The organism is Erwinia persicina (assembly GCF_019844095.1).
GTDB lineage: Bacteria > Pseudomonadota > Gammaproteobacteria > Enterobacterales > Enterobacteriaceae > Erwinia > Erwinia persicina.
Genome location: NZ_CP082141.1, coordinates 3,341,136 through 3,352,621, shown reverse-complemented (window position 1 = coordinate 3,352,621; position 11,486 = coordinate 3,341,136). Strand labels below are relative to the sequence as shown.

8 protein-coding genes and 6 tRNA genes are annotated in these 11,486 nt (G+C 54.1%); 1 reads left to right on the top strand and 13 read right to left on the bottom strand.

Annotated elements, in window-relative coordinates:
* Window positions 1–189: 189 nt before the first annotated feature.
* From K6L24_RS15395 to miaB, 6 genes are all read right to left on the bottom strand, one after another.
* Complete coding sequence (locus K6L24_RS15395) at window positions 190–1,101, bottom strand: amino acid ABC transporter substrate-binding protein (RefSeq protein ID WP_062745350.1); 912 nt, start codon at window positions 1,099–1,101, stop codon at window positions 190–192.
* A gap of 466 nt (window positions 1,102–1,567) precedes the next feature.
* On the bottom strand, window positions 1,568–3,103 hold the full coding sequence (gene lnt, locus K6L24_RS15390; protein ID WP_222681621.1) for an apolipoprotein N-acyltransferase: 1,536 nt from the start codon (window positions 3,101–3,103) through the stop codon (window positions 1,568–1,570).
* Window positions 3,104–3,110: 7 nt separating this feature from the next.
* Window positions 3,111–3,989: a CNNM family magnesium/cobalt transport protein CorC gene (corC, locus tag K6L24_RS15385; RefSeq protein ID WP_062745354.1), complete on the bottom strand. Its 879-nt coding sequence runs from the start codon at window positions 3,987–3,989 to the stop codon at window positions 3,111–3,113.
* Window positions 3,990–4,079: 90 nt separating this feature from the next.
* On the bottom strand, window positions 4,080–4,547 hold the full coding sequence (gene ybeY, locus K6L24_RS15380; RefSeq protein WP_118664465.1) for an rRNA maturation RNase YbeY: 468 nt from the start codon (window positions 4,545–4,547) through the stop codon (window positions 4,080–4,082).
* Window positions 4,544–5,605 (bottom strand): PhoH family protein, encoded by a 1,062-nt coding sequence (locus K6L24_RS15375; protein WP_062745358.1) that lies wholly within the window; start codon window positions 5,603–5,605, stop codon window positions 4,544–4,546. Before K6L24_RS15375 ends, ybeY begins: the two co-directional genes overlap by 4 nt.
* Window positions 5,606–5,807: 202 nt before the next feature.
* Entirely contained in the window at window positions 5,808–7,232 is a 1,425-nt protein-coding gene (gene miaB, locus K6L24_RS15370; protein WP_062745360.1) for a tRNA (N6-isopentenyl adenosine(37)-C2)-methylthiotransferase MiaB, read from the bottom strand.
* A 193-nt stretch (window positions 7,233–7,425) separates the two neighbouring features.
* On the opposite strand from miaB, the gene ubiF reads away from it, so the two are divergent.
* Window positions 7,426–8,604: a 3-demethoxyubiquinol 3-hydroxylase gene (gene ubiF / locus K6L24_RS15365; protein WP_062745362.1), complete on the top strand. Its 1,179-nt coding sequence runs from the start codon at window positions 7,426–7,428 to the stop codon at window positions 8,602–8,604.
* 110 nt (window positions 8,605–8,714) lie between these two features.
* Here ubiF and K6L24_RS15360 read toward each other — a convergent pair.
* The 7 genes from K6L24_RS15360 to asnB all read right to left on the bottom strand — a co-directional run bounded on the left by K6L24_RS15360 (window position 8,715) and on the right by asnB (window position 11,215).
* Window positions 8,715–8,789, bottom strand: a tRNA-Gln gene (locus K6L24_RS15360).
* Window positions 8,790–8,855: 66 nt separating this feature from the next.
* Window positions 8,856–8,930 (bottom strand) — tRNA-Gln (locus K6L24_RS15355).
* 7 nt (window positions 8,931–8,937) lie between these two features.
* Window positions 8,938–9,014: transfer RNA gene (locus tag K6L24_RS15350), tRNA-Met, on the bottom strand.
* 47 nt (window positions 9,015–9,061) lie between these two features.
* Window positions 9,062–9,136 (bottom strand) — tRNA-Gln (locus K6L24_RS15345).
* Window positions 9,137–9,158: 22 nt separating this feature from the next.
* Window positions 9,159–9,243: transfer RNA gene (locus tag K6L24_RS15340), tRNA-Leu, on the bottom strand.
* 10 nt (window positions 9,244–9,253) lie between these two features.
* Window positions 9,254–9,330 (bottom strand) — tRNA-Met (locus K6L24_RS15335).
* A 220-nt stretch (window positions 9,331–9,550) separates the two neighbouring features.
* Entirely contained in the window at window positions 9,551–11,215 is a 1,665-nt protein-coding gene (gene asnB, locus K6L24_RS15330) for an asparagine synthase B (RefSeq protein ID WP_118664464.1), read from the bottom strand.
* Window positions 11,216–11,486 lie beyond the last annotated feature (271 nt).

Sequence of the window (11,486 nt, the reverse complement as noted above, 5' to 3'; positions counted from 1 at the left end):
ACTCCGGTAAAAAAAGGGTAGCGATTGCTACCCTGAAGATTGATGAAAGGCTCTGTTGTGCTCCCCGGGGAACGACCGGTTTACACCTTCGTCAGGCGTCAGCGCTTAAGCGCTGTCCACCTGACTGTGTCTGTCCGAGCCTGTGTTCAGCAATCATGGGGCAGCACAGGCCGCCCCTGTTTCTCGTTATTAATTCATTGCCTTGTCGTTCGGCGATTTGAACAGGGCTTTCATATCGTCAGAGAGATCGAAGTCCATGGTCATATTTTTTGGTGGAATGGGCTGTTTAAACCATTTGTCGAACCATTTAGCCGCTTCGCCGGTCGTCTGCGCTTGCGCAATGGTGTCATCCATCAGTTTTTTGAATTCACCATCGCCTTTACGCAACATACAGCCGTAGGCTTCATGGGATTGTGGCGTGCCGAGAATTTCCCAGTTTGCAGGTTTCTTGGCTTTAGCACGTTCACCGGCCAGCAGAGCATCATCCATCATAAAGGCCACAGCGCGGCCGCTTTCCAGCGTACGGAATGAATCTCCATGGTCTTTCGCACTGATGATGCGCATGCCCATTTTTTTCTCATCGTTCAGCTTGTTCAGCAGAATTTCAGAGGTTGTGCCTGAGGTCACTACCACGCTTTTACCTTTCAGGTCGCCGAAGTCTTTAATGGCACCGCCTTTCTTCACCAGCAGGCGCGTACCGACCACGAAGATGCTGTTGGAGAAGCTGGCCTGTTTCTGGCGCTCCAGATTGTTGGTGGTAGAGCCACACTCAAAGTCGTAGGTGCCGTTCTGCAACAGCGGGATACGATTCTGAGAGGTGATTGGCAGCATTTTTACCTGCAGATCCGGTTTATTCAGTTTTTTCTTGATCGCGTCAACAATCGCGTTGGAGTAATCCTGGGAGTAGCCCACAACTTTCTGCTGATTGTCGTAATAGGAGAACGGGACGGAGGATTCACGGTGGCCAACGACAATCACGCCGTTTTTGGCAATTTTTTCCAGGGTAGACGCCTGCTGCTGTGGTGCCGCGTCCTCGGCCTGGGCGATACCAGAGGCGAATCCTGCCAGTGCAAGGCAAAGCCCCAGTTTCCGTAATTTCATGTTCCAACTCCTTTGCAGTAGTGGCGCGAAATAAAGCGACGCCGACGTGATGTGATGTGTGTATATCCTGCTATTTATCTGTTTTATTCAAAATTAAAGCGGGTGCCATTCCCCAATAACATAGCTGAATGTTAATGGCGTGAAACGAAAAAGTTTCTTTTTTGCGATGTACCCCGCACCAATCAGGTGCGGTTTTTTAGCAATGCTCCGCAAAGGGGCAATAAATGCGCCATGACGGGGCGTGAATCTTTTCGTAACGACTTGATACGGGAGTGCCACACGTTTACACGGAAATATTTTGCAATCATCGTGCCAACGGCGGTTTTTAAGAAGAAGTGCAGCATAAGCTGTGGCGGAAAGAGAACGGGAGCGGGGGAGAATGATTGCCGGTACGAATGCCCCGCTGACCATTTTCGTTCAGCGGGGCAGCAGCGGTCGGGCAGAAAAGCGCGCCGACCTCTTCAGGTTACCTGCGGCGTGAACGCCAGCGGCAGAACACGCCGACAATAGCGAACATAAAGGCGATACTCCAGATCCCCCAGTTACCCATGCGGGCATACGGGGTTAATCCACTGGTCGGTGTCACTTTTGCTGATAACACTTCCGCTTTGAACTGCGGAATGATGTGAGCGATATCACCATGGGCGTCCACCACGGCAGTCACGCCGTTGTTGGTACTGCGCAACAGGGGACGGCCCAGTTCCAGCGCACGCATCTGCGCCATTTGCAGGTGCTGCCATGGGCCGATGGAGTGACCAAACCACGCATCGTTCGAGATAGTCAGCAGGAAGTTGGTGTCCGGTCTGAAGTTATCCCGCACCTGTTGCCCGAGGATAATCTCGTAACAGATGGCGGCAGTCAGGTTATAGCCTGCTACCTGAAGCTGCGGCTGCACATAACCGCCCCGGCTGAAAGAGGACATCGGCAGGTCAAACAACGGGGCCAGTGGACGCAGTAGCGTTTCCAACGGAACGAATTCGCCAAAGGGTACCAGATGATGCTTCTGGTAACGATTGTTGCTTAAGTAGCTGTAAGGTTGCGGACCGCCGAGCACGATAATCGAGTTGTAATCGTGGTAGCGATTGTCTTCCAGACGGGAGTCAACGATGCCGGTTACCAGGCTGCTGCCCGCCGCACGCAGTTGCTCATCCACCGCCTTAAGAAACGGTTGCTGGCGGGTTTCAAGGTCAGGAATGGCAGACTCTGGCCAGATGATAATGGGGGCTTTGCCGACAAACGGGCGGCTCAGGGCCGTATAGGTTTTCAGGGTATTAACCAGCTGGTCCGGATCCCACTTCATCGCCTGCTCGATATTCCCCTGGACCAGCGCTACCTCAACCGTCCTGTCGGGTAAAGGCTGGAACCAGCTGATATAACGCAGGGGCCAGGGCAGCAGTAGCAGCGCAAGCGCCGCCAGGCCGGCGACCAGGCGGCGCTGCAGCACGGCATAAACGGCCAGTCCGGCAATAATCATCAGCAGGAAGGTAATGGCTTCCACGCCCACTATCGGGCCCAGGCCTTTCAGCGGGCCGTTGATCTGGCTGTAACCAAACTGCAACCACGGGAAGCCGGTCAGCACCCAGCCACGCAGGAACTCAGTGAGCTGCCACAGGACCGGAGCCGCCAGCGCCAGACGCAGCAGAGAAGTTTTTGGCGTCAGGCGGTTCAGCAGCGCAGCGAACAGCAGGGTATACAATGACAGATAGGCTGCCAGCAGTATCACCAGGAACACATTGACCGGGCCAGGCATACCGCCAAAGGTGGCGATACTGACATATACCCAGTTGACCCCGCTGCCAAACAGGCCAAAGCCCCAGGCAAAGCCAATGGCACTTGCCTGGCGGGTGGTGCGATTCAGGGTAAGCGCCTGCAAACCAAACAGGGACACCAGGGCTGCGGGCCAGACATCATAAGGCGAGAAAGAAAGGGTGCCAATGGCACCCGTTATTAGCGCTAATAGCAGGCGAACCCGCTGGCGCTGGAACAATGACGCAATTGCCATAGATGGATTACTCTTCCAGAGTCGGTTGCGGCGAATTTTCCGGGATTTTGACATGGACCTGAATAATGCGGCGGCTGTCTGCCATCGCCACTTTAAACTGGTAGCCATCGATCTCAATACTTTCACCACGCGCTGGCAGATGGCCGAAGCCCTGCATCACCAGACCGCCGATGGTATCCACCTCTTCGTCGCTGAAATGGGTATTGAAGACCTCGTTAAAGTCTTCGATCGGTGTCAGTGCCCGAATGGTGTAGGTGTGGCGGCTCAGTTGACGGATGTCACGATCTTCTTCATCGTCGTATTCGTCTTCGATTTCTCCGACGATCAGTTCAAGAATATCCTCAATCGTCACCAGGCCTGAGACACCGCCGAATTCGTCAATCACAAGCGCCATATGATAGCGCTGTGAGCGGAACTCCTTCAGCATGCGGTCTACGCGCTTACTCTCCGGTACCACTACCGCAGGGCGCAGTACCTTTTCCATACTGAACGGCTCAGATCCACTGCTCATAAATGGCAGCAGATCTTTGGCCATCAGGATGCCTTCAACATGGTCCTTGTCCTCGCTGATAACCGGGAAGCGTGAGTGAGCAGATTCAATAATAACCGCCAGGCACTCTTCCAGAGTCTGGTTACGCTTGAGCGTGACCATCTGGGAGCGGGGGATCATAATGTCTCTGACACGCTGTTCGGCGATATCCATCACCCCCTCCAGCATATCTCTGGTATCCGGGTCGATCAGGTCATTTTGTTCAGAGTCCCGAATCAACTCCAGCAGGTCATCGCGGTTCTTAGGCTCACCGTGGAACAACTGGTTGAGCATCAGCGTGAAAAATCCCTTTTTGCTACTGGGACTGTCATTGTTTTGTGAATGGTCATCGCTCATGGCGTTTTTGAGTTTGTCTCTCTATTAACAGGATCGGCTGCCCCGGTAGGGTCAAGGGCAGGCGGAGTGGCTGGCGAACCAGCCGGGTCGTTATTCTTTCTCCGAAATGTACGGATCGGGGTAGCCAAGAGCAAGCATTATCTCGGTCTCCAGCGATTCCATCTCTTCGGCTTCGTCATCTTCAATGTGATCATACCCTAACAGGTGCAGGCTACCGTGGATCACCATGTGCGCCCAGTGCGCCTCAAGCGCCTTTTCCTGCTCTCTGGCTTCCTGTTCAACCACCTGGCGGCAGATGATTAAATCCCCGAGCAGGGGCAGTTCAATGCCCGGGGGAGCCTCAAAGGGAAAGGACAGCACGTTAGTCGGTTTGTCTTTACCGCGATAGGTATGATTCAGCTCATGGCTTTCTGCCTTATCGACCACACGAATGGTGACTTCACTTTCGGGCTGGAACTGCGGCAGGACGGCTTCCAGCCAGCGCTGAAAGTCTGCTTCGGTGGGCAGGCCCTGTTCGCTTTCACAGGCGAGCTGCAGATCCAGAATCACATTACTCATTGCTTCTCCTGTGAAGCCTGCTGGGCGGCAAGGGCTTCACGTTTACGTTCTTCGGTCTGGGTATCGCGCCGCTTTTGATCGGCGGCTTCCCAGGCTTCATAGGCCACAACGATGCGCGCCACGACAGGGTGGCGTACCACGTCTTCACTGTGGAAGAAATTGAAACTCAGTTCGTCCACCTCAGATAATACTTCAATCGCATGGCGCAGGCCGGATTTCAGGTTGCGGGGCAGGTCAATCTGCGTCACGTCACCGGTAATCACGGCTTTTGAGTTAAAGCCAATGCGCGTCAGGAACATTTTCATCTGCTCGATGGTCGTGTTCTGGCTTTCATCAAGAATGATAAACGCATCGTTGAGCGTGCGGCCACGCATGTAGGCCAGCGGTGCCACTTCAATAACGTTACGTTCGATCAGCTTCTCGACACGTTCAAAGCCCAGCATTTCGAACAGTGCATCATACAGAGGGCGCAGGTACGGGTCGACTTTCTGACTGAGATCGCCCGGCAGGAAACCCAGTTTTTCACCGGCTTCAACGGCCGGCCGGGTCAGCATAATGCGACGGATCTCCTGGCGCTCCAGGGCATCGACCGCTGCGGCAACGGCGAGATAGGTTTTACCCGTACCCGCCGGCCCAATACCAAAGGTTACATCGTGGTCGAGGATATTAGCGACATACTGTGCCTGGTTTGGTGTGCGCGGTTTGATGACTCCACGCTTGGTTTTGATGTGAATGGCTTTGCCAAACTCCGGCACGCTGTCGGCCGTCTGTTCCAGCACACCGCTCTCTTTAATTGCCAGGTGTATCTGCTCAGGGTCAATATCCGGAATGTGTCCCCGCACCGGGGCGGTATCAACATACAGATGACGCAGTATATCAACAGCGGCATGAACGCTTAATGCACGGCCCACCAGTTTAAACGCATTCTCGCGGCGATTAATTTCAATGCCCAGTCGGCGCTCTAACTGTTTGATGTTGTCATCAAACGGGCCACACAGGCTCAGCAGTCGGGCATTATCAATCGGTTCCAGGGTTACTTCACGTGTTTCAATGTTCAAACTAATCCTTTGGGTCACACAGGGCCAGGTTGAGAAATGGATGGCAGACCTGGCATAAGTGCCAGCGCCATAAAGGAAGTATTTATGGCAGCACGCAAAGCTGCAAGCGTTGGGGTGGATATTTGGGCGCGGCTTTCAGAAACCAAGTGTAACGCAATGAAATGATACGGCGAACCGGGAAGGCTCGCCGCAGGATAAGCGGTCAGGGCTGGAAAGTACCGACGCCCAGCTCGTTCTCTTTGCGCGTGCGTGCAATAACGGATTCCGGGGTTTCGATAGTGCGCAGGCCCATCTGATCTTCGCCACGGATGAAAATACCGCGCAGCGAGTTGGCATACACGTCGACGATTTCGACGTCAACAAACTTACCAATGTGCTCCGGCGTGCCTTCAAAGTTGACGACGCGGTTACAGCCGGTGCGCCCGGAGAGTTCCATCACGTTCTTACGCGATGTCCCTTCCACCAGGATGCGCTGTACGCTGCCGAGCATCCGGCGGCTCCAGGCCATCGCCTGCTGGTTGATACGATCCTGCAGGATGTACAGGCGCTGTTTTTTCTCGTCTTCAGAGACATCATCCGGCAGGTCGGCTGCGGGCGTCCCGGGGCGGGCAGAGTAGATAAAACTGTAGCTGGTATCAAAATTGATCTCGCCGACCAGTTTCATGGTCTGCTCGAAATCCGCCTGGGTTTCGCCGGGAAAACCGATGATAAAGTCAGAGCTGATATGAATATCAGGGCGCGCAGCCACCAGTTTACGGATGATCGCTTTATATTCCAGCGCCGTGTGGGCACGTTTCATCAGTGTCAGAATACGGTCCGCGCCGCTTTGCACCGGCAGGTGAAGGAAACTCACCAGCTCTGGCGTATCGCGATAGACCTCAATGATATCGTCAGTAAATTCGATCGGATGGCTGGTGGTAAAGCGGATGCGATCGATGCCGTCTATCGCAGCAACCAGACGTAGCAGTTCTGCAAAAGAGCAGATACCCCCATCGAAGGTAGCGCCGCGATAGGCGTTAACGTTCTGACCCAGCAGGTTCACTTCGCGTACCCCCTGGGCAGCCAGTTGGGCTATTTCAAACAGAATATCATCTGAGGGGCGACTGACTTCCTCTCCGCGCGTGTAAGGGACGACGCAGAAGGTACAGTATTTATTACAGCCTTCCATGATGGAGACAAACGCAGTAGGGCCCTCGGCACGGGGTTCAGGCATCCGGTCAAACTTTTCGATTTCCGGGAAACTGACGTCCACCACCGGGCTTTTGGTGCCACGTACGGTGTTGATCATCTCCGGCAGACGGTGCAGTGTTTGCGGACCAAAGACAATATCCACGCAGTTCGCACGCTGGCGCAGCTGATCGCCCTCCTGAGACGCGACACAGCCACCGACCCCAATGATGACATTGGGGTTAGACTCTTTTAGTTTTCTCCAGCGACCGAGCAAAGCGAAAACCTTCTCCTGGGCCTTTTCTCGAATCGAACAGGTGTTGAGCAGCAGGACATCGGCATCTTCTGCCGCGTCGGTCAGGGTATACCCGTGGGTGCTGTTTAACAGGTCTGCCATTTTGGATGAATCATACTCATTCATCTGACAGCCCCAGGTTTTAATATGCAGTTTTTTTGTCATCGACTTGCCATTTGTCATGCAGAAAGGAGTGCGGGGCGCGTATTGTAGTGGTTCGCTGCCCGTGGCAGCGGTGTCGCGGCGATCTGTTTGTCGCAGAAAAATCCGGTACACTTAACAACGATCAGGATAACAGAATTCTGCCGGTGAGGTGTAGTTGCAGAGCACGTATGATACGGCCGGTGAAGGAAAAAAAATGACGGAATTAAAGCAAAAAGTAGATGTGGCCATTGTCGGTGGTGGCATGGTCGGTGCCGCGCTGGCCAGCGGGCTGGCGCAACATGGCTTCAGGGTGGCAGTGCTGGAAAAGGAAGCTCCGCCGGAATTCGATGCAGCCAGTCATCCTGACGTGCGCATTTCAGCCATCGGGGCGGCCTCGGTGGCGTTACTGAAGCAGCTGGACGTCTGGCCCACCGTACTGGGGATGCGGGCCGTTCCTTACCGCCGGCTCGAAACCTGGGAGTGGCAGAGTGCCCAGGTGGCTTTTGACGCCGAATCGCTGGGCTTACCCGAGCTTGGCTATATGGTTGAAAACAGCGTACTGCAGCGCGCGCTGTGGCAGCGTCTGCAACAGCAGGACATCCGCCTGCTGTGTCCGGCGCGCCTGCGCGATCTCCAGCCGGTAAACGGGGGATGGCAGCTGCGGCTGGATAATGAGGATACGCTGACCGCACGGCTGGTGGTGGGGGCTGACGGCGCGAATTCCCAGGTCCGGCAGCTGGCAGGTATTGGCATCCACGGCTGGAACTATGCTCAGTCATGTATGTTGATCAGCGTACGCTGTGACCGGGACGCCGGGGATGCAACATGGCAACAGTTTACGCCGAAAGGTCCCCGTGCCTTCCTGCCTTTGTTTGACCGTTGGGCTTCGCTGGTGTGGTATGACAGCCCGGCGCGAATTCGCCAGCTGCAGGCGATGTCCATGCCTCAGTTGCAAAAAGAGATTCAGGCGAACTTTCCGGCGCGTCTTGGCAGGGTTACCCCGGTGACTGCCGGTTCATTCCCGCTGGTTCGTCGTCACGCCACGCGCTATGTACTGCCGGGGCTGGCACTGGTGGGCGATGCCGCTCATACCATTAACCCGCTGGCCGGGCAGGGCGTCAATCTGGGCTATCGTGATGTTGATGCGTTAATCAGCGTGTTAAGTGAGTCGCGTCTGCGCGCGGAGGACTGGGCATCCACGCCAGTGTTGCAGCGCTATCAGCGTAAACGGCTGAAAGATAATCTGCTGATGCAGAGCGGGATGGATCTGTTTTATTTTGCGTTCAGTAATCAGTCGGCACCGTTGAAGATCGTCCGTAATCTGGGGCTGATCGTGGCGCAGCATTCCGGCGTGTTAAAACGTCAGGCGTTAAGGTATGCATTAGGATTGTAGTCAGGGTGAGATAACGGGGTGGACAAAACAGAGGTCGACCCCTGCCCAAGCGTATTTCAGAGGTTATTTCAGACGTAAAAAAGCCCGCAAAAGCGGGCTTCTTTACTTTGTGGCTGGGGTGCAGGGATTCGAACCCCGGAATGCTGGTATCAGAAACCAGAGCCTTACCACTTGGCGACACCCCAATTTTTTTGCGACTGGCGAACCAGGCGTCTTTTTCTTTGCGACTCGTACTACCAGCCGTCTTTATATGGCTGGGGTGCAGGGATTCGAACCCCGGAATGCTGGTATCAGAAACCAGAGCCTTACCACTTGGCGACACCCCAATAAAATTGGTGGCTACTACGGGAATCGAACCTGTGACCCCAGCATTATGAGTGCTGTGCTCTAACCAGCTGAGCTAAGTAGCCTAATTTTACTGCTTTACTATCCTAACACATTTCTTACTGCTTAAAAATGGCTGGGGTACCTGGATTCGAACCAGGGAATGCCGGTATCAAAAACCGGTGCCTTACCGCTTGGCGATACCCCATCCGTGCAAACCGCGTTGGAAATGGTGCGGGAGGCGAGACTTGAACTCGCACACCTTGCGGCGCCAGAACCTAAATCTGGTGCGTCTACCAATTTCGCCACTCCCGCGCAAAAAAGATGGTGGCTACTACGGGAATCGAACCTGTGACCCCAGCATTATGAGTGCTGTGCTCTAACCAGCTGAGCTAAGTAGCCATCTTTTTTCGCGTAACCTTCTGCGGCGTTGCGGGGCGCATTATGCGGAGTTGGCCTAAAAGCGTCAACAAGTTTTTTCCCGTTTTTTGTCACAATCGTGTTGTTTGACTGCCTTGTGACCAGGATGTCGATAAAATCAACGAATTCTGAAGTTAACAGACGCAACCGCTAATTAAAAACGGGTCGCAGGGGCCCGTTTGTGTTGCATAACAACCAACAATTAGTAAGCGGACTGGTGGACGCCGACGGCGCGGCCTGAAGGATCGTCCATGTTTTTGAAGGCTTCGTCCCATTCGATTGCCTTAGCAGAGGAACAGGCCACTGACGGACCGCCAGGGACGCATTCTGCCGCGCTTGGCAGCGGGAACAGCTCTTCAAATATTTCGCGATACAGGTAGCCTTCTTTTGACGTCGGCGTGTTGTAAGCGAAGCGGAAGTGCGCGGTTTGCAGCTGCTGATCGCTGATCTGTGCGGCAGCCACTTCTTTCAGGGTGTCGATCCAGCTATAGCCTACGCCATCAGAGAACTGCTCTTTCTGACGCCAGGCGACGCTTGCCGGCAGGTAAGACTCAAAACACTCGCGCAGGATGTGTTTTTCCATTTTCCCGTTGCTGCCACACATTTTGTCCTGCGGGTTGATGCGCATGGCCACGTCCAGGAATTTCTTATCCAGGAACGGCACGCGCGCTTCCACACCCCAGGCCGACATCGCTTTGTTAGCACGTGCGCAGTCAAACATATGCAGAGCATGAAGTTTGCGTACGTTCTCTTCATGGAATTCGCGGGCGTTCGGTGCCTTATGGAAGTAGAGATAACCGCCAAAGACTTCATCAGCACCTTCACCGGACAATACCATTTTGATACCCATTGCCTTGATTTTACGCGACATCAGGTACATTGGCGTCGAGGCGCGAATAGTGGTCACATCATAGGTTTCAATGTGGTAAATCACATCACGGATGGCATCCAGGCCTTCCTGCACGGTGAAATGGATCTCATGGTGGACGGTGCCCAGGTGTTCTGCCACGGCTTTTGCTGCGGTCAGGTCAGGAGAGCCTTCCAGGCCGACGGCGAAGGAGTGCAGCTGCGGCCACCAGGCCTCGCTCTTATCTTGATCTTCTACGCGCTTGGCCGCAAAACGTTTGGTCACCGCAGAGATAATGGATGAATCCAGTCCGCCTGACAGCAGCACACCATAAGGGACATCTGACATCAGGTGACTTTTCACCGACTCTTCCAGCGCGTTTTTCAGCGCTGCCGCGTCGGTGGCGTTGTGTTCAACGGCATCATACTCGAACCAGTCACGCTGCCAGTAGCGGCGGATCTCACCATCGGTGCTGGACAGGTAGCTGCCTGGCGGAAACTCTTTCATGCTGCGGCAAACCGGTACCAGCGCTTTCATTTCTGAAGCCACATACAGGTTACCGTGCTCGTCGTTACCCATATACAGTGGGATGATCCCGATATGGTCACGGCCGATTAAATAGGTGTTCTTCACGCTGTCATAAAGGATAAAGGCGAACATGCCCTGCAGGTCATCAAGGAAGTCGATGCCTTTTTCCTGATACAGCGCGAGGATCACTTCGCAGTCAGACTCGGTCTGGAACGCATAGCGATCGCTCAGTTCAGCGCGCAGGGCCTGATGGTTATAGATTTCACCGTTTACCGCAAGGACGTGTGTATGGTCTGCATTGTACAGCGGCTGTGCGCCATTGTTGACGTCGACAATCGACAGACGCTCATGAACAAGGATCGCATTGTCATTCGCATAAACACCTGACCAGTCCGGGCCACGGTGACGCATCAGACGTGAAAGCTCCAGGGCCTTCTTGCGCAGTTCAGCAGGATCGCTTTTCAGATCGAGTACACCAAAGATAGAACACATATACAGCTCCCTAACGACTTACCTTGCGGTGATGATATTGGTTTAAAGCGACAGTTATCGCGTCATGACTATGAAAATGCGCTAAGCCGTCAGGTGATGCAAGTATTTTAGTCATTAGGTGAAAAATAGCCCGTTGCCCCGGCTTGATCCTTAGCGGATATTCATTTTTTTGGTCTTTTTATTGAGGAATGTGCAATAGATGATAAAAAGTGGATGAAAAATGTCCAGCGAGGAAAAAGGCATTGCCCGGCAGGCCGGGCAGGGAAGGTGT